At 63.0% G+C, this 18,713-nt stretch carries 13 protein-coding genes and 1 pseudogene; 3 read left to right on the top strand and 11 right to left on the bottom strand.

What is annotated here, in order from left to right; genetic code table 11:
• The 3 genes and pseudogenes from EN993_RS16345 to EN993_RS16335 form a co-directional block, all read left to right on the top strand.
• A pseudogene (locus EN993_RS16345) lies at positions 1 to 1,565 on the top strand (tetratricopeptide repeat protein); the annotation flags it as partial.
• 145 nt (positions 1,566 to 1,710) lie between these two features.
• A complete protein-coding gene (gene gyrB / locus EN993_RS16340; RefSeq protein ID WP_109665740.1) occupies positions 1,711 to 4,182 on the top strand; it encodes a DNA topoisomerase (ATP-hydrolyzing) subunit B in 2,472 nt (823 codons plus the stop codon).
• A gap of 231 nt (positions 4,183 to 4,413) precedes the next feature.
• Complete coding sequence (locus tag EN993_RS16335) at positions 4,414 to 5,331, top strand: hypothetical protein (protein ID WP_127264161.1); 918 nt, start codon at positions 4,414 to 4,416, stop codon at positions 5,329 to 5,331.
• A gap of 104 nt (positions 5,332 to 5,435) precedes the next feature.
• Here EN993_RS16335 and EN993_RS16330 read toward each other — a convergent pair whose 3' ends face one another.
• The 11 genes from EN993_RS16330 to EN993_RS16280 form a co-directional block, all read right to left on the bottom strand.
• Positions 5,436 to 6,908, bottom strand: a complete 1,473-nt coding sequence (locus EN993_RS16330) for a hypothetical protein (RefSeq protein WP_127264160.1) — start codon at positions 6,906 to 6,908, stop codon at positions 5,436 to 5,438.
• A 128-nt stretch (positions 6,909 to 7,036) separates the two neighbouring features.
• The gene (locus tag EN993_RS16325) at positions 7,037 to 8,434 is read right to left on the bottom strand and encodes an NAD(P)(+) transhydrogenase (Re/Si-specific) subunit beta (protein ID WP_127264158.1); all 1,398 of its coding nucleotides are present in this window, start codon (positions 8,432 to 8,434) and stop codon (positions 7,037 to 7,039) included.
• A 6-nt stretch (positions 8,435 to 8,440) separates the two neighbouring features.
• The gene (locus EN993_RS16320) at positions 8,441 to 8,869 is read right to left on the bottom strand and encodes a proton-translocating transhydrogenase family protein (RefSeq protein WP_206532374.1); all 429 of its coding nucleotides are present in this window, start codon (positions 8,867 to 8,869) and stop codon (positions 8,441 to 8,443) included.
• Positions 8,866 to 10,149: a Re/Si-specific NAD(P)(+) transhydrogenase subunit alpha gene (locus EN993_RS16315; protein ID WP_127264156.1), complete on the bottom strand. Its 1,284-nt coding sequence runs from the start codon at positions 10,147 to 10,149 to the stop codon at positions 8,866 to 8,868. Before EN993_RS16315 ends, EN993_RS16320 begins: the two co-directional genes overlap by 4 nt.
• Positions 10,150 to 10,234: 85 nt before the next feature.
• Positions 10,235 to 10,459, bottom strand: a complete 225-nt coding sequence (locus EN993_RS16310; protein WP_013528204.1) for an aa3-type cytochrome c oxidase subunit IV — start codon at positions 10,457 to 10,459, stop codon at positions 10,235 to 10,237.
• A gap of 216 nt (positions 10,460 to 10,675) precedes the next feature.
• Positions 10,676 to 10,825: a DUF3096 domain-containing protein gene (locus EN993_RS16305; protein ID WP_109665714.1), complete on the bottom strand. Its 150-nt coding sequence runs from the start codon at positions 10,823 to 10,825 to the stop codon at positions 10,676 to 10,678.
• Between the two features lie 118 nt (positions 10,826 to 10,943).
• Entirely contained in the window at positions 10,944 to 11,723 is a 780-nt protein-coding gene (locus EN993_RS16300; protein ID WP_126067378.1) for a hypothetical protein, read from the bottom strand.
• Between the two features lie 149 nt (positions 11,724 to 11,872).
• Positions 11,873 to 14,185, bottom strand: a complete 2,313-nt coding sequence (locus tag EN993_RS16295) for an EAL domain-containing protein (protein ID WP_109665708.1) — start codon at positions 14,183 to 14,185, stop codon at positions 11,873 to 11,875.
• 145 nt (positions 14,186 to 14,330) lie between these two features.
• Entirely contained in the window at positions 14,331 to 17,825 is a 3,495-nt protein-coding gene (locus tag EN993_RS16290) for an indolepyruvate ferredoxin oxidoreductase family protein (protein ID WP_109665704.1), read from the bottom strand.
• 222 nt (positions 17,826 to 18,047) lie between these two features.
• Positions 18,048 to 18,584 carry a hypothetical protein gene (locus EN993_RS16285; RefSeq protein ID WP_109665700.1) on the bottom strand — a complete coding sequence of 179 codons (537 nt, stop codon included), beginning with the start codon at positions 18,582 to 18,584 and terminating at the stop codon, positions 18,048 to 18,050.
• Positions 18,577 to 18,713 (bottom strand): CGNR zinc finger domain-containing protein (locus EN993_RS16280; RefSeq protein WP_206532375.1); only part of this gene is annotated, 137 nt, incomplete at its 5' end. The genes EN993_RS16285 and EN993_RS16280, both read right to left, overlap by 8 nt.

Below are 18,713 nucleotides of genomic sequence, written 5' to 3'. Positions count from 1 at the left end.
CGTTCGGCGCGGCACAGGCAAGACTGGCGGAAGCGGTCGATATCGACGACGTGTCGCGCAAGGCGCTGAAGGTAAATTTCGTCGACCGCACGCTGTCGCAAGCCGCAACGCTGTTCCTGTCGGCGGGCGCATCGCGCGCCGACCTCAACTATGCGGCAGCCATCAAGGGCTACGAGACCGTGCTGTCGCTCTATGGCGAGGCCGGGCAGACCTCGCTCAGCCTGGAACAGGCCGACCGCCAGAGCCGCACACTGGAGGAGCTCGGCATCCTCTATACGACGGTCGGCAATGTCGACGCAGCCGGCCGCGCCTTCACGGCCCTTTTGGCAAACCTCGAGCAGCGGTCGCGTCAGGAAACCGATCCCAGCGTCAAACGCGATCTCGCCATCAGCCATATCAAGCTCGCCAACATCAAGATGGCCCAAGGCGACCTGCCGGCCTCCCTGGAAAACTACGAGGCCGCCAGGGACGTGCTGCAGGGTCTGACCGCAAGCCTGCCGGACAAGAAAGACTGGCTTGGCGATCTGGCCATGGCCAATGACAAGATCGGCAACGTGCTGGCGACGCAAGGCGATGTTGGCGCGGCCGCCCAGGCCTATCAGCAAAGCCTGTCGATCAAGCAGCAATTGGCCGATGCGGAGCCGGACCGCGCCTATCTGCTGCGCGATCTGACCATCACCTATGATGAAATCGGCGACCTTGCCCGCACCGCCGGACAGCTGGATAGCGCCCAGACGGCATTTGAAGAGAGTCTGAGAATTCGGCTGGCGCTGGCCGAGAACAAACCCGATGATCCCGAGCGCCAGCGCGCTGTCTCCGTCAGCCATGAAAGGATCGGTGACGTGCTGCGCGAGCGCGGCGACCCCGCCGGTGCACTCGTGGCCTACAAAAAGAGCCAGGCGATCGCCGAAGAGCTGGTGCGCCGCGACCCCAACGATACCGACTTGAAGCGCGACCTGTCGATCGGTTACGCCAAGGCCGGCAATGCGCTAAGCGACCGGAAGAGCTGGTCGCCGGCACTGGCTTCCTATCAGCAAGCGCTTGATATAGCGCGTGAACTCGCCGCCACCGATCCTGGCAACACAAACTGGCAGCGGGACCTGTCGGTTTGTCTGGAAAAGGTCGCCGGTGTGCTTGATGTCCAGGGCGATATCAGCGGCGCACTGCAAAACTATCAGGACAGTCTTGCCATTGCCGACCGTCTGGCCAAGCTCGACCCAGCCAATTCCGACTGGCAACGCGATCTGTCGATCACGCTCTCGGAAATCGGCATGCTGGAGACCAAGCAGCGCCACTTCGAGGGCTCCAGGAAAGCCTTCGAAACCAGCCTCGGCATCCGCCAGCAACTGGCCCAGTCCGATCCGGACAATGCGATCTGGCAATTTGATCTGGTACAGGCCTACATCAACTACGCCTATGTGGCGAAGGATCCGAAGGCGGTGCTGACCAAGGCGCTTAACCTGACGCTGGAGCTCGACCGCACGGGTCGGCTGGCGCCGAGAGACAAATCCACGATCAAGTATTTGCGCGGCCTTCTCGCCAAATTCGGCGGCCGAAAAAAATAGCCGGCTGCCGGCTGGGCGTTCGCCCCCGAAATGCTCGCAAACCTTGGAAAAACCGCCTTTAGCGCCTATATCTAATGCATATCAGAGGCGCGATTCGGGGCCGATTTTTAGCGCCGTGCAAGCGGCATCCAGACAACAGGTTTTCATGAGCGATCAGATCGACAACAACAACGGCGCTGAAGCCGAATACGGCGCCGATTCCATCAAGGTTTTGAAGGGGTTGGATGCTGTCCGCAAACGCCCCGGCATGTATATCGGCGATACTGACGACGGTTCGGGCCTGCACCACATGGTCTATGAGGTGGTCGACAACGCCATCGACGAGGCGCTGGCGGGCCACGCCGACCTCGTCACCGTGACGCTCAATCCCGATGGTTCGGTCACCGTGATCGACAACGGCCGCGGCATTCCGACCGATATCCACACCGGAGAAGGCATTTCGGCGGCCGAAGTGATCATGACGCAGCTGCATGCCGGCGGCAAGTTCGACCAGAACTCCTACAAGGTCTCGGGCGGCCTGCATGGCGTCGGCGTCTCGGTGGTCAATGCGCTTTCGGCCTGGCTGAAGCTGAGGATTCGCCGCAATGGCCAGATCTTCGAGATGAGCTTCACACATGGCAATGCCGACGCGCCGCTGAAGGCGACGGGCAGCTATGAGCAGGACAAGCAGCCCGGCACCTATGAAGGGCGCAGCGGCAGCGAGATCACCTTCTTCCCGTCGTCCGAGACCTTCACCATGGTCGAGTTCGATTTCGGCACGCTGGAACACCGGCTGCGCGAGCTCGCCTTCCTGAATTCCGGCGTGCGCATCATTTTGACCGATGCCCGTCATGCCGACATCGTGCGCCATGAACTGCACTATGATGGCGGGCTGGAAGAGTTCGTCAAATATCTCGACCGGGTGAAGAAGCCGCTGATCGACAAGCCGATCGCCATCAAGGCCGAGCGCGACGGCATCACCGTTGAAGTGGCGATGTGGTGGAACGACAGCTACCACGAGAACGTGCTGGCCTTCACCAACAACATCCCGCAGCGCGATGGCGGCACCCATCTGGCCGGTTTCCGCGGCGCGCTGACACGCCAGATCACCGGCTATGGCGAATCCTCCGGACTGACCAAGAGGGAAAAGGTGGGGCTGATCGGCGACGATTGCCGCGAGGGCCTGACGGCAGTGCTGTCGGTCAAGGTTCCCGACCCTAAATTCTCCTCGCAGACCAAGGACAAGCTGGTCTCGTCCGAAGTCCGCCCGGTGGTTGAAGGACTGGTCAACGAGGCTCTCGGCACGTGGCTCGAGGAACATCCGGCCGAAGGCAAGGTGGTGATCGACAAGGTGATCCAGGCCGCCGCGGCGCGCGAGGCGGCACGCAAGGCCCGCGACATCACCCGCAAGAGTTCGCTCGGCATCACCTCGCTGCCCGGCAAGCTGGCCGACTGCCAGGAACGCGACCCGGCGAAATCCGAGATCTTCATCGTCGAGGGTGACTCCGCCGGTGGCTCGGCCAAGGGCGGCCGTTCGCGCCAGAACCAGGCCATCCTTCCGCTGCGCGGCAAGATCCTCAATGTCGAGCGGGCCCGTTTCGACCGTATGCTCGGCTCCGAGATGATCGGCACGCTGATCACCGCGCTCGGCACCTCGATCGGCAAGGACGAGTTCAACGCCGACAAGCTGCGCTACCACAAGATCATCCTGATGACCGACGCCGACGTCGACGGCGCCCATATCAGAACCTTGCTGCTCACCTTCTTCTTCCGGCAGATGCCGGAGCTGATCGAGCGCGGCCATCTCTACATCGCCCAGCCGCCGCTCTACAAAGTGACGCGTGGCAAGAGCTCGCAGTACATCAAGGACGAGAGCGCCTTCGAGGAATTCCTGATCGGCTCGGGCCTGGAGGAAGCATCGCTTACGCTCGGCTCGGGCGAGGTTCGCATCGGACAGGATCTGCGCGGCGCCATCGACGACGCGCTGGCCGTGCGCCAGCTCATCAACGGCCTGCACACGCGCTACAACAGGGGCGTGGTCGAGCAGGCGGCGATCGCCGGCGGCCTCAACCCGGACGTCTTTACCGATCTCGCCCAGGCCAATGCCATGGCCGAGCGCATCGCCAAGCGTCTCGACATCATCGCCGAGGACACCGAACGCGGCTGGACCGGTCGCATGTCGACCTCGAACGAGGGCATTGGCGGCTATGTATTCGAGCGCACGGTGCGCAGCGTCAAGGAATACGCGCATCTCGATCTGGGGCTGATCAATTCGGCCGATGCACGTCAGCTCGACCGCTATGCGCCGCGCCTTACGGAAGTCTATGGCGAGCCACCGGTGCTGCGCCGCAAGGATGTCTCGGAGACCATCTCGGGACCGATGGCGCTGCTCAACGCGGTCTTCGCGACCGGGCGCAAGGGCCTGACCATGCAGCGCTACAAGGGTCTCGGCGAGATGAACGCCGAACAGCTCTGGGAAACCACGCTCGATCCGAACGTGCGCTCGCTGCTGCAGGTCAAGGTCAATGACGCGACGGATGCGGATAGTCTGTTTTCGCGGCTGATGGGCGACGAGGTCGAGCCCAGGCGTGAGTTCATCCAGGACAACGCGCTGTCGGTCGCCAATCTGGATATCTGATCTCGATAGTCTCTGACATTGGCGCGCCGCGGCGCGCCAATTGTTCCATCCATGGCAAACAAAATCATTTTATAACCCGCCGGAACGGAAGTCCCCTCGGGACATTGTGACAACATCGATCACAATTTCTCACAGGAGGCTTTCATGGGACGTGGCATTTTGCTCTGGTTGCTCGGAATCCCGATTCCAATCATCATTCTGATCATGCTTTTCGTACGATAGGGGGAACTCATGCAGTCCACTCTATCGGCTGTCGACGTTTCCACTTCAACAGAATCCTCTACTACTGCCGTCAGTTGGGGACCGATCATCGCCGGCGCCTTCGCGGCCTCGACGTTGACCTTCATCCTCATGCTGCTTGGTTCAGGCCTTGGGCTGAGCATGGTGTCACCCTGGTCTGGCTCCGGCGCGTCGGTCACGACCTTCGCGGTCTCTACCGCGATCTGGCTGGTCATCGTGCAATGGCTGTCCTCCGGTGTCGGAGGCTACCTTGCCGGACGCCTGCGCACGAAATGGGTCGGCATCCACGCCGACGAGGTCTATTTCCGTGACACTGCCCACGGCTTTTTGGCCTGGGCGCTGGCCACCCTGATCGTCGTCGGTGTCCTGGGCTCGGCGCTTTCCGCTGCGGTGGGTTCAGGCGTGCAGGCAGTCTCGACCGTGGCGTCGGGCGCCGCCATGGGTGCGTCGGCCGGTGCATCCGCCAATGCCGGTGGCGCTGCTGCTGACAATGCGACGTCCTACTTGGTGGACTCGCTGTTTCGTCCGGCTGATCCGAGCAAGCTCACGGCGGTCAGTCCGGACGGCGATGCGGCCGCGATCGGGCAGGCCTCGCGCATCCTGGTCGCCAGTGCCGCGGCAGGCGAAATCTCGACCGATGACAGGACCTATCTGTCGCAACTGGTCGCCGCCCGCACCGGCCTCTCCGAGGCTGACGCCAAGGCACGTGTCAATGCCCTAGTCGCCAAGGTCCAGGACGCCAAGGTCAAGGCACAACAGGCCGCCGACACCGCCAGGAAGGGCAGCGCGACTTTTGCCTTGCTCGGTGCCTTGTCGCTGGTGATCGGCGCCTTCATCGCCAGTGCGGCAGCCGCTCTCGGCGGCAGGCAGCGCGATGATGAAGAAGCGGTGTTCCTGACCAGCCGCTGATCTGGACCTGAAGCAGATCGATCCACTCCGGGCCAAAGCCCCGGGGTGGATTTTCTGTTTGAATTGCCAGGCGGCGCGTGGAGTATCGATCCCGTTCGCCGTTCTCATTTTTCGGAAGTCATAGCCGGCGCTTCCGCCTGGCTCGGCTCCAGCTTGCGGCCAAGGTCGACAGCGTCACGCAGCACGGCAAGATGCGAGCGAGCGCCGGCTGCGACTTCGACACCGGTCGCCGCCAACGACCAGTACAGCGTGTGGGTGAAGACGCGACCACGTGAGCCGCGCAGCTCGACCTGGATATTCTCCACACCCGGACCGAAATTTTCCGCCATCGGCCCGGAGATCGGATCGCCCGTAAGCCAGCCATTGCCGCGGTCGAAGATGTTGGTCCAGCGCGTCGCCGCAAACACCGCGCCATGATGCACGGCGCGCTGCGGCTTGCCCGAACGGTTGCGGCCTTCCTGATAGAGCACGGTGCCGCCAGCCGCTGCCCCTTCGGCAATCGGCGGGCACGCCGAGAACAGCCGCTCGGCAATGCCGCGCCTGAATTCGGCGAGATTGTACGTCACCAGAAATTCGCTGTGGGTCAGCGGGCTGCCAAGCGTGACGAAATCGCTGATCTTCCAGGGCCGATGGTCGGCATCGCCAGTGCGCAGCTGCCGGTAGAGCTCCCACTGATCGCGCCGGAAGCCGGCGAGATCGTCCAGGCTGCCGGGCCAAGCCGAACCGTCGGCAACAAGCGTCGCCTTGTCGATAGCGTGAATCGCCTTCAGTTTCGCCTTGTCGCGGATGGCCTCCAGTTTTCGGGGCCTGAAATCGGCCCACAATATCTGCAGCAGGTCATAGGCGATCATCGATCCAAGGCTGTGCGAGACCAGCACGATCCGGTCGTAGCTGTCGTCCATCATCAGACGCTTCAGCAGCCTCAGGCCGCGGTCGCGGATCAGTGCGCGCTTTTCGACCGTCGCCGCTTCGGCACGCACATAGGCGGCGACATCGCCGAAATAGGGAAGGCCAAACCGGTCCACCGCCCAGATGATGAACGAGGCCAGGATGGTGACGAACAGAGCGGCGGCCCAGGAGATATAGTGCTGCCAAACCGAGGTCGCGAGCGCGAGCATCGCGCACAGGACGACGATGACGGCAAGAAGAGTGACGAGATAGAGCTTGCGGGCGTCGCGCGGAATGTCGGCGAGCTTGCGCCACAGCAGGTTTGTCACCCAGGCGGCAAGCCGCCCCCGCGTCGTGCCCTGCGTGATGTCGGCCCAGTAGAGCTCGTAGAAATCGGTGCGACGGCCTTCGACATCGTAAGGCGTGGTGATGCGGCGAAGTTCGTATGAATTTGTCCGGCTGTCGGGGGTGATCCAGCTCTGGTTGATCTTCGCGCCGGTGGGATCGGCCGGATCGGCGACATGGGCATAAAACGGCGCGCGGCTGGGATCATGGCTCCAGACAGTCTGGACAAAGCCGCGCAACGTATCCATCGGCCGCTGTTCGCCCATGCCATGCACGATCACCACCGCCTGGCTCAGCTTGTGCGGTGCTTTTGCGGTGACCGGCGATGCGACGGGATCGGGCATCAGCGTCTCCGTTGACGACAATCCCGTCGGTGAGACGGGACGTCGTCATCGTAGCCTTGAAACCGCTGTCAGCCAAGAAAAAGCCCGGCGCGAAGCCGGGCGTTTCTTGTCTCAGTGCTGATCGCCTATCAGTGATCCATGGCCTTGACGATTTCCTCGGTCATCTTCTTGGCGTCGCCGAGCAGCATCATGGTGCCGTCCTTGTAGAACAGCGTGTTGTCGATGCCGGCATAGCCGGAGCCGAGCGAGCGCTTGACGAACAGGCAGGTGCGGGCCTTGTCGACGTCGAGGATCGGCATGCCGTAGATCGGCGACGACTTGTCGTCACGCGCGGACGGGTTGGTGACGTCGTTGGCGCCGATGACATAGGCGACATCGGCCTGCGCGAATTCGGAGTTGATGTCCTCAAGCTCGAACACTTCGTCATAAGGCACGTTGGCTTCCGCGAGCAGCACGTTCATGTGGCCGGGCATGCGGCCGGCGACCGGGTGGATAGCATATTTGACGTCGACGCCGTTGGCCTTGAGCTTGTCGGCCATTTCGCGCAGCGCGTGCTGCGCCTGGGCAACCGCCATGCCATAGCCGGGCACGATGATGACCTTCTGGGCGTTCATCATCAGATAGGCGGCGTCGTCGGCCGAGCCCTGCTTGACCGTGCGCTCGATGCCGTCGTCCGCCGTGGCGGTAGTCTCGCCGCCGAAGCCGCCGAGGATGACCGAGATGAAGGAGCGGTTCATGCCCTTGCACATGATGTAGGACAGGATCGCGCCGGATGAGCCGACCAGCGCGCCGGTGATGATCAGCGCCAGATTGCCGAGCGTGAAGCCGAGGGCCGCCGCCGCCCAGCCCGAATAGGAGTTGAGCATCGAGACGACGACCGGCATGTCCGCGCCGCCGATCGGGATGATCAAGAGTATGCCAAGCACCAGCGAGGCGGCAACGATCAGCCAGAACACCAGCTTGGACTCGGTGGTGACCAGCAGCACGATCAAGACGACGAGCGCGATGGCAAGTGCCGCGTGGATGAAGTGGCGGCCGCCGATCATGATCGGCTTGCCCGACATGCGGCCGTCGAGCTTGAGGAAGGCGATGACCGAGCCAGTGAAGGTGATGGCGCCGATGGCGAGGCCAAGGCTCATCTCGATCAGGGCCTGGGCGTGGATGTCGCCATCCGTGCCGATGCCAAAGCTTTCCGGGGCATAGATGGCGGCTGCCGCCACCATGACGGCGGCGAGGCCGACCAGCGAGTGGAAAGCAGCGACCAACTGTGGCATCGAGGTCATGGCGATGCGGCGCGCGGTGACCGCACCGACGCCGCCGCCAATGGCAAGGCCGAGCACGATCAAGCCGAAACGGCCAGCGGACGGGGTCGCCAGCGCCAGTGTGGTGGCGATGGCGATGCCCATGCCGATCATGCCGTAGAGATTGCCCTGCCGACTGGTGGTCGGATGCGACAGGCCGCGCAACGCCATGATGAACAGGACGCCGGAGACCAGATAGAGGAAGGACGCGAAGTTGGCGTTCATGGCGCTCTACTTGTCCTTCTTCTTGTACATGGCCAGCATGCGCTGGGTGACGAGGAAGCCGCCGAAGATATTGACCGACACCAGCATCAGCGCGACGAAGCCGAAGCCGGCGGCGATGCCGGAAGCGGCGATGCCGACGGCCAGCAGTGCGCCGACGACGATGACAGACGAGATGGCGTTGGTGACGGCCATCAGCGGTGTGTGCAGCGCCGGCGTCACCGACCAGACGACGTAATAGCCGACGAAGATCGCCAGCACGAAGATGGCGAAGCGGAAGACGAAGGGATCGATGGCGCCGCCGGAGAGCGCATGCGCGGCGTCACCCGCCGCATCGGCGCCACCGGGCATGGTCGCCATATTGTGCACTGCCAGCCGAACTGCGGCGGAGGCCTGGTCGAGCTGGTCGAGGGCTTTCTGCAGGGTCTGGTCCATCACGCGATCCCTTTCGGCTTCGACGAGGGCGACTTGGGTGCGGCCGCCTTCTTGGGCGCGGCCTTCTTTGCAGTGGCAGGTTTGACTGAAGCGTCGGCGACCATGGTGGCGGCCGGGATCGCGGCCGGCTCGACACGCGGCTGCTGATCGGCCTTGGCGAAGGCTGGATGAACCACCTTGCCGCCATCGGTCAGCATCGTTGCCTTGACCAGATCGTCGTCGCGATTGATGGCAAGCGTCTTCGTCGCCTTGTCGACCAGCGTTTCGAGGAAGGCAAACAGGTTCCTGGCGTAAAGCAGCGAGGCCGACGCGGCGATGCGACCGGGCACATTGAGATGGCCGACGATCTTGACGTTGTTGGCGGTGGTGACGACCTTGCCGGCTTCCGCGCCCTCGACATTGCCGCCGCGTTCGACCGCCAGATCGACGAGCACCGAACCCGGCTTCATCGAGGCGACCATGGCCGCCGACACCAGTTTCGGCGCTGGCCGGCCCGGGATCAGCGCCGTGGTGATGACGATGTCCTGCTTGGCGATATGCTCTGATGTGAGTGCCGCCTGCTTGGCCTGGTATTCCTTCGACATTTCCTTGGCGTAGCCGCCGGCCGTTTCGGCCGCCTTGAATTCCTCGTCCTCGACCGCGAGGAACTTTGCGCCGAGCGAGGCGACCTGTTCCTTGGCGGCGGGACGAACGTCGGTGGCGGTGACGACCGCACCAAGCCGGCGCGCGGTGGCGATTGCCTGCAGGCCGGCAACGCCGACGCCCATGATGAAGACCTTTGCCGCCGGCACCGTGCCCGCCGCCGTCATCATCATCGGCAATGCGCGATCATATTCCGAAGCGCCGTCGATCACCGCCTGGTAGCCGGCGAGATTGGCTTGGCTAGACAGCACGTCCATCGACTGGGCGCGGGTGATGCGCGGCATGAATTCCATCGAAAAGGCGGTGACGCCGGCCTTGGCAAGAGCTGCAACGGCGGCATCATTGCCGTAGGGATCCATGATGGCGATGACCGCCGTACCGGGCTTGTAGCTCTTCAGTTCGGCATCACTGGGCCGACGCACCTTCAGCACCACATCGGCCTTGGCGACATCTGAAGCCTTGCCGATGGCAGCGCCGGCGCTCGCATAATCGGCATCGATGATGCGCGAATCCAGCCCGGCCCCCGCCTCGACAATGACGTCGAAGCCCAGCGCCGCCAACCGTTTCACCGTATCGGGCGAGGCCGCGACGCGCGGCTCGTTGGCATCGAGTTCACGAGGGATGAAAACCGTCTGTCCCACCGCATGATCCTTTCGGCCGGAAGCTGTTTCCCGCAAGACGCCGGCCGGCCTCGCGGCGGCGCCATGGACAAGGTGTCGGAAAAATCTATCGGAGGATAAAGGCGCCGACGGCCAGAATCAGCACGAACAGGATAGTCGCCGAGAAGAAGCCGCCCGCGAAGAAACCGAAGGCCATCGCCAGAAGCAGGGCTCCGCAGAAAAGCGATCCATACTTGGCCAGTGCGAGGAAGCCCGCATAGGTGCGGTCATGCTCTGCATAGTCCATCTTCGCGCCCAGTTCGACAGGACCGGTCGGCGAGTGATCAGCCATAGGAATACCCCTTCGAAGACATCTTTCAGGCACATAGCGAAAAGCCGGGCCGAGAGCAATGGCGCTATTGCCGCATCGCAGCCGACAACTGCCTCAAAGGAAAATTGAAGCCGGCTGCCGACGCGCGCTGGAATCCGCCCCGGATCCGGGTGCCTGATCGGAAAGATCCTCCGAAAGCGGTCTAGGCGAACGCTGGCGCCGCCTCAAACGGCGCTGTCAGCCGACAAGATGCGGGAAAAGCCCGAGCAGTCCGACGACGATCAGATAGAGCGCGACGATGTAGTTCAACAGCCTTGGCATCACGAGAATCAGCACGCCGGCGATCAGCGAGATGAGCGGGGTGAGCGCAAGCGTGGAAATGGTCATGTCGGGTTCCTTTTGACAAATCCGTCGAAATGGAGACGCCGGGGGGGCAACGCCCCGCCGTCATCAGAACGCGAATCCGGCCGGAAAGCTCCAGGCATTCGCCAAAAATCGCGTGGCCTCAAGCGGCTTCGCGAAAATACTTTGCCGTTGGCAGGATGGTCAGCGGCGCCAGTTCGCCCGCACCAGGCGTCTCGAACAGCATGCGCTGCTCCATAGGTGTCGAGCGGAAGAACGGGAACCGAGAGAAGGAGCGCTCGCGGATCGCGTTGACGTTGGCCCTGTAGAGCACGACCTTGTAGTTCAGGCCTGGATAGTCGCGCAGCTCGCCGATCTGCTCCGAACAGTAGATGCGACGGTAGAAACCCGCATGTTCCGGCCGGATGGTCGACAGGCAGTAAGGTGCATCGAAATAGAAGCAAGCCATACCGGCGAGGCGCAACGTCAGATAGGGAATCTGCGGATAGACCTTTGACCAGTCGGGGTCGGCGGCAAAGCGGCTCGGGTCGGTGAAATGCGCGCCGGCGGCGAGCATCGGCCGCAAGATGTCACCATAGACCGTGGTTGAGGGCGATTGCGGGGTCGCGCTGCAGGCATGATGGATGCGGAGCGTGCTGACCAGTTCCCCGTCAATGTAAATGCCGAACTTCGAGCAATTTTCGGCTTCGTCGAGCTCGTCATGCACAATATGATCTGGGTTTTCCACCACCATATCGCTCAGCCGATAGGACTTGTAGCGCAACCTGTAGATGTCTTCGAGATCTTCGCCCTTGTCGCAGCGGCGATACTCTGTGCGTTCTAGCATTGCCGAGACATTTCGAGCAAATCTCGACATGCTATCGGACGAATTTTCTCCGTCCGCGCCCGCCGCTTGGCGAAGCGCTGTCAACTGCGCATCCATCGTGCATCCCCGTAAGTTGCCGCCGCAGTTCAACCCTACGACAGGCCCCCGGGATGTAAAGATGAAAATGGGACAGGCGTTGTTTACTCATCGTTAACGTTAACAATTCGTAAAATTTTACGAAAAAGCATCACTTCTCTGTCAGTAGATCAGCGGCGCGCCGCCCTCTTGGCTGTGTTGATGTCCTTGGCGAAGGGCCAGACCGTGGTCGACATGGTCTCGATGCCGGAGGCGCTGAGCGCCGAACCGAAAAGGAACCCCTGGACAAGGTCGGGCTTGACCTGCAGCGCCAGAATCTTGAGCTGCTCGAAGGTCTCGACCCCTTCGACGGTCACCGAAAGCCCCAGCGGCCGCGACAGGTTGACGATGCCCTTGAGCAGCTCGAGCGAACGGGGATTCTGGGTGACGTCCATCAGGAACGAGCGGTCGATCTTGATCTTGTCGAGCGGCAGCTTGTGCAGGTAGCTCAGGCTCGAATAGCCGGTGCCGAAATCGTCGAGCGCGATGCGCACGCCAATCTGCTTCAGCTCCTCGATGTACTGGCGCGTCAGCGACTTGTCGTCGAGCAGCGCCGTTTCGGTGACCTCGATCTCGAGCCGGCCGGCCGCGAGGCCGGTGCTGGCCAACGCATCGCGAACCTTCTGGATGACGTCGCGGTTGCGGAAATCCTTGGCGGAAAGATTGACCGAGACGCTGGTCTGGTCCGGCCATTTGGCGCATTCGGCGCAGGCTGCCTGCAGCACGAAGGTGCTGATCTCGGAAATGATGCCCATTTCCTCGGCCAATGGAATGAAGATGCTGGGCGAGACCGGTCCGAGATCGGGATGGTCCCACCGGCACAGCGCCTCGCAGCTGGCGATACGCATGGTGCTCATCGCCACGATCGGCTGATAGACCACCCGCAAGCCCTTGCTTTCCACCGCGCTGCGCAGATCCGCCTTCATCAGCTGACGGTTGCGGAAGGCGGCATCCATCGAGGCTTCGAACAGCCGCCAGCTGTTCTTGCCGAGCTCCTTGGCCTTGTAGAGCGCCAGGTCCGCCTTGACGATCATGGCGTCGACATCGGTGTCCTTGACCCGCGACAGCACCGCGCCGCCGCTGGCCTGGATGCGCAGCCCGTGACCGGCGACGTCCACCTCCCCCTGCAGTTCGGCGAAAATCTCGTCGAGCTGGCTGGTCAGATGGCTCTCGTCCTCGACGCGGTCGAAGAAGATCATGAACTCGTCGCCGCCGAAACGGCTGACCGTGATGCCTTGCCCGGCAATGGCGGCAAGCCGCTCGGCAACGGCGTAGATCAAGCCGTCGCCGATCGGATGGCCAAGCGTGTCGTTGACGCTCTTGAAATCGTCGAGGTCAAGCACCGCAAGGCCGCAGAGACGGTCGCGATCGCCTGATACCATGGCCTCGCCGATAAGTTCGTGGAAATAGGCGCGGTTGGGCAGGCCGGTGAGATTGTCGTAGCGTGCCATGAAGCGGATCTTGTCTTCCGCCTCGACACGGGCGGTGACGTCCTCGAAGGTGATGACACCCAGCTCCTGGCTGCCTTCGCGAGCCGAGAATTCGTAGTGCTGGCCGTTGGCGAGGGAAACCAGCACCTTGCGGTCGCGGCCCTCGCGCAGGGCGCGGGTCAGCTGAGCTTCGATATAGCGGCAATCCTTGGGCGCCAGCATGCCGCCGGCGACGCCACGCATCAAAAGACCATGGATCGACCGCCCGAGCAGCGCGTCCGGCGACTTCAGCGACATCAGATGCGCGGCCTCGGCATTGGCCACCGCGACGCGGCCGTCAGGGCCAAGCATGACAAGCCCATGCGACATGGTGTTGAGCGCCCGGTTGAAGCGCTGGGCGATGCGATTGGCCTTCTTTTCCTCGGACAGGGCAGCGAAAAGCACCTCGCGGACCAGATCGGCGAAGCGCTTGATGGCAAAAAGAAATGGCGCCGAAAGCAGGCCGAGAATGAAGTGATAAGGATCGCCACGCAGGATGAAGCCCAGCGAGATCGGCCAGGTCATGGTCATGATGAAGATCACGACCATCCTGGGCGAACCATAGTTGCGGCCAGCAATAGACGTGGCGGAGGCAAGCGTCACGCAGACGGCAGCTATCTCCGCGAATGAGTCATAGGCAAGGTAGATGCCGACAAAGCAAAAGGCACCAAGCATGAAGCCATGCATCGAGCCGTACAGTATGTAGTCGTTCTCGCGGCGACGCGCCTCTTCCCAATTTTGAGGCGACGGAGCGTGACGATATTTCCTGATGTTGCGAAGACGAAGGAAGGCGACGGTCAGCAATCCGAGGGTGACCGCGAGATAGGCCGGATCCCTGGTTTTCCAGTAAACCAGCACTACCAGCAGCGTTTGGGCAAAGAATCCGATCGAAAGCGTCAGCCCGTCGCGAAACAGGGTTTCCACGAACGGAATGTAGACGTCGACCGGGATCTCGTTCTTTTTTCTCAGATTCAACGCCTGAATCCCAACCCTTGGGGACCCAAGCAGTGTCACATCCGCCTTAAGAAAGATTTAGAGAGGCCCTCACGCCCCCGCCGTCAAGCCGGGTGACGCAACGGAAAGTGAGGAAACTGTCGTTCAGGTAAACAAGGCGTATCGATCATTCGGCGGCTTGAAGTTTCGGCCGCGCAGGCGTGCCCGACAGGCGTTCGAGCAGTCTTTGGCGCTCGCCGGCGGCCTTTTCCGCGCTGGCTTGGCGGACGTGGCCATAGCCGCGAATGAGAGCTGGCACCGATGCCAGCGCAACCGCCGCATCGACCCTGGCCGGGGCCAGCGATCCGGCGATGAGTTCCAGATCCGCCTCGTACCGAGCAAGAAGCTGCCGCTCCATGCGCCGCTCGGCGGTGTAGCCGAACAGGTCGAAGGCGGTGCCGCGCAGGCCCTTCATCGCCGCCAGCAGGCGAAAACCCTTCATCATCCAGGGCCCGAAGCTCGATTTCCTAGGGCTGCCGTCATTGCCGCGGCGGCCCATGATCGGCGGCGCGAGATGGAATTCGAGCTTTTCGTAGCTCTGGAACTGTTTTCCCAGTTCAGCGGCGAAAGAGCCGTCCGTGTAAAGACGCGCCACCTCGTATTCGTCCTTGATCGCCATCAGCTTGAACAGGTTCCTGGCGGCAGCTTCCGACACCACGGTCGAACCAGGCACGGCCTTCGTTTCGGCGGCGCGCAAAACGGCCAGTTTCTCGGCATAACGCCTGCCATAGGCGGCATTCTGATAGGCGGTCAGGAAAGCGACCCGGCGGGCAATGATATCGTCCAGCGTCTCGGCGACATCGGTAGCCTGGCCGGTCTTGCCAGCGACGGTTGGACCCGGCTGGGCGACGAGGCCGTGCACGAAATCCGGCTGATGGGCGGCGCGGCGGCCCCAGCGGAAGGCGGCGATGTTCATCGCCACGGCTTCGCCATTGAGCTCGATCGCCTTCTCGACGGCCTCGGCCGACAGCGGCAGGCCGCCATGCTGGAAGGCAAAGCCGAGCATGAACATGTTGGCGCCGAGCGAATTGCCGAAAAGTGCTGTGGCGGTGCGGGTGGCGTCGAAGAAATGCGCCTTGTCGTCGCCCGCGGCTGCACGGATCGCCTTCTTCAGCCGCTCTATCGGCAACGAAAAATCCGCCGAACGGGCGAACTCGCCGGGCATGATCTCGGCGGTGTTGGCGACAAAGATGGTGTGGCCCTCACGCACCGCGGTCAGCACCTTCTTGGCGCCCGAGACGACGAGGTCGCAGCCAAGCACGAGATCGGCCTTGCCGGCCGAGACGCGGATGGCATGGATGTCGTCCGGGGTGCGGGCGATGCGGACATGGGTGAACACCGAACCGCCCTTCTGTGCGAGGCCGGCCATGTCGATCATGCCGCAGCCCTTGTCCTCGAGATGCGCCGCCATGCCGAGCACCGCACCGACGGTGACGACGCCGGTGCCGCCGACGCCGTCGATGATCGCTGCCCAGCCCTGCTCGCCAAGCGGGAATTCGGCCGGCACCGGCACGCCTTCCAGCGGATCGGCCTTGCCGGCCAGGCCCTCGGCCTTGCGGATCTTGGCGCCGTGCACGGTGACGAAGGACGGGCAGAAGCCGTTGACGCAGGAGAAATCCTTGTTGCAGCTCGACTGGTCGATCTTGCGCTTGCGGCCGAATTCGGTTTCGACCGGCTGGATCGAGACGCAGTTCGACTGCACGCCGCAATCGCCGCAGCCTTCGCAGACCAGCTCGTTGATGAAGACCCGCTTGTCGGGATCAGGGAATGTGCCGCGCTTGCGGCGGCGGCGCTTTTCGGCGGCGCAGGTCTGGTCATAGAGCAGCACGGAAACGCCCTGGACGTCGCGCAGCTGGCGCTGGACGAGATCCAGGTCGTCGCGGTGATGAATGCTGGCACCGGCCGGGAATTCAGCCTTCCCGGCATATTTGTCCGGCTCATCGGTGACGATGGCGATGCGGTCGACGCCCTCCGCGCGTACCTGCCGGGCGATCATGTCGACGGTCAGGCCGCCTTCGTGCGGCTGGCCGCCGGTCATGGCGACGGCGTCGTTGTAGAGAATCTTGTAGGTGATGTTGGCGTCGGTCGACAGCGCGAAGCGGATCGCCAGCGTGCCGGAATGGTTGTAGGTGCCGTCGCCGAGATTCTGGAAGATGTGGCCACGCTTCGAGAACGGCGCCTGGCCGACCCACTGCGCGCCCTCGCCGCCCATGGCCGTGAACCCGACGGTGTTGCGGTCCATCCACAGCGCCATGAAATGGCAACCAATGCCGGCCGCGGCGATCGAGCCGTCCGGCACCTTGGTGGACGAATTGTGCGGGCAACCGGAACAGAAGAACGGCGTGCGCGAGCCGATGTCGGTGGCGTCGGCCAGCATTGCCTGGAACTGGCGCAGCTTTGCCACCCGCGCCGAGATCTCTTCGGACGGACCGATGGTTTTGACGATCCTCTCGCCAAGCGCGATGGCGATCTCGTTGGGGTCGAGCGCACCCTTGGCCGGGAACAGCCAGTCGCCGCGCTCATCCTTCTTGCCGACAATGACCGGCTGCGTTGCGGTGCCGTAAAGGCTTTCGCGCAGCTGCACCTCGATCAGCGAGCGCTTTTCCTCGACGACGACGATGGTGTCGAGGCCGCGGGCAAAATCAGCGATGTGATGCAGATCGAGCGGCCAGGGGCAGCCGACCTTGAACAGCCGCACACCGATGCGGTTGGCGGCCGCCTCGTCGATGCCGATGTCCTCCAGCGCCTGGCGGACATCGAGATAGCTCTTGCCCAGCGTGATGATGCCGATTTTCGGGTTGCGGCCGCCCGAATAGACGATTCGGTTCAGCCCGTTGGCATGGATGAACGCCGAGGCCGCGGCGCGCTTGTGCTCATGCAGCCGCTCCTCCTGGCCGAGCATGTCGATCTCGTGGCGGATGTTGAGACCGCCGGGCGGCATATCGAACTCAGGCACGACGATGTTCAGCCGCTCGAGCGAGGCATCGACCGAGGCCGTCGATTCGATGTTGTCCTTGACGCATTTGATCGCCGCCCAGGTGCCGGCAAAGCGCGACATGGCAAAGCCGTAGAGCCCGTAGTCGATAATCTCCTGGACGCCTGCCGGGTTGAGGATCGGCACCATCGTGTCGACGAACAGGAATTCGGTGGCATGCGCATTGGTCGAGGATTCGGCCATATGGTCGTCGCCCATCAGGGCGAGCACACCGCCATGTCTGGACGAGCCGGCGAGATTGGCATGGCGGAACACATCGCCGGAGCGATCGACACCCGGCCCCTTGCCGTACCAGACCGAAAAGACACCGTCATGGGTGCCCTCGCCCAGCAATTCGGTCTGCTGCGATCCCCAGCAAGCGGTGGCGGCAAGCTCCTCGTTGAGCCCGGGCTGGAAGACGATGTCGGCCTGAGCGAGCTGCTTCTTCGCCTTCCACAGCTGCATGTCGAGGCCGCCGAGCGGCGAACCGCGATAGCCGGAGACGAAGCCGGCCGTGTTCAGGCCGGCGCGGCGATCACGCTCGCGCTGCATCAGTAGCATGCGGATGACCGCCTGCGCGCCGGACAGGAAGATGCGCTCCTTTCCAAGGTCGAACTTGTCGTCGAGCGCGACGTCATGCAGCGTCATCAGGAATTTCCTCTGCGGAGGCCGCGCGGGGGCAGGCAGCCAACGTCGGGGTCGGATGACGCATCCTTTCTCCCCTTGCAAGGCAGGTCAAACAAAATCGCAGGTACCAGGCAACGCGCAACGAACAGTCCGTGGCCATCTCGAATCCCGCACGAAACCGACCAGCGGATGTTTCCCGGCGCACGAAAATTTCAGCTGCAGCCAGGGCCGGGCAGCGATGCGTCAGCTGCCCTTCGAGCAATCCGGCTTCGGTTCGCCCGGCAGCTTGCCGTCGGGATGGCCGACGAGATCGGGATTGGCGGTATAGAGCTGGTCGATGACCAGTGGCCGGTCGGGCAGGACCGACTGGTCTTCCGTCGACATCAGCGTGGTGTCGATCTTCTGCAGAACCGCACCGTCGGCATCCTTGATGCTGATGGCAATCGCATAGGGCTTGTTCTTGACGACGCAGGTCAGCGCCGGGCTCTCCAGCGTCACCTTGTCGAGCTTTGGCCACACCTTTTGCTCGACCACCAGAGGCGCGCCACCGGCGGGATCCTGGAAGCTGGCGATCGCGACCTGGCCCTCTCCCATCGGCTGCAGCGGCCGCAGCGTCACCACATAGGTCGCCCTGGCGAGGCGGTAGTTGAAGACGAATATCTTGCCGGAAATCTCGAACAGCTTGCCTTCGGCGTTGCCGGTATCGCGGCAGGCGCCGAGCGCCACGGCGGCAATGAGTGCCGCGCCGACAACGATCGAACGGGAAAGACCTCTAGACATCCTTGACCTCATTTTCCGCCATGCGGCGGCGACGATAGTGACGACTTGCCTTCTGCCTGTTGCCGCACACCGCCATGTCGCACCAAAGGCGGCTGGAATTGCGGCTTCTGTCGACGAACAGCCAGGTGC

This window comes from Mesorhizobium sp. M7D.F.Ca.US.004.01.2.1 (assembly GCF_003997785.1).
GTDB lineage: Bacteria > Pseudomonadota > Alphaproteobacteria > Rhizobiales > Rhizobiaceae > Mesorhizobium > Mesorhizobium loti.
Note: the sequence above shows the minus strand (reverse complement) of the source record. Positions and strands in the feature narration are given on the sequence as shown.

Coding starts and splice junctions, on each gene's coding strand:
- gyrB (WP_109665740.1), top strand. CDS start 1,711: ATGAGCGATCAGATCGACAACAACAACGGCGCTGAAGCCGAATACGGC.
- EN993_RS16335 (WP_127264161.1), top strand. CDS start 4,414: ATGCAGTCCACTCTATCGGCTGTCGACGTTTCCACTTCAACAGAATCC.
- EN993_RS16330 (WP_127264160.1), bottom strand. CDS start 6,908: ATGCCCGATCCCGTCGCATCGCCGGTCACCGCAAAAGCACCGCACAAG.
- EN993_RS16325 (WP_127264158.1), bottom strand. CDS start 8,434: ATGAACGCCAACTTCGCGTCCTTCCTCTATCTGGTCTCCGGCGTCCTG.
- EN993_RS16310 (WP_013528204.1), bottom strand. CDS start 10,459: ATGGCTGATCACTCGCCGACCGGTCCTGTCGAACTGGGCGCGAAGATG.
- EN993_RS16305 (WP_109665714.1), bottom strand. CDS start 10,825: ATGACCATTTCCACGCTTGCGCTCACCCCGCTCATCTCGCTGATCGCC.
- EN993_RS16300 (WP_126067378.1), bottom strand. CDS start 11,723: ATGGATGCGCAGTTGACAGCGCTTCGCCAAGCGGCGGGCGCGGACGGA.
- EN993_RS16290 (WP_109665704.1), bottom strand. CDS start 17,825: ATGACGCTGCATGACGTCGCGCTCGACGACAAGTTCGACCTTGGAAAG.
- EN993_RS16285 (WP_109665700.1), bottom strand. CDS start 18,584: ATGTCTAGAGGTCTTTCCCGTTCGATCGTTGTCGGCGCGGCACTCATT.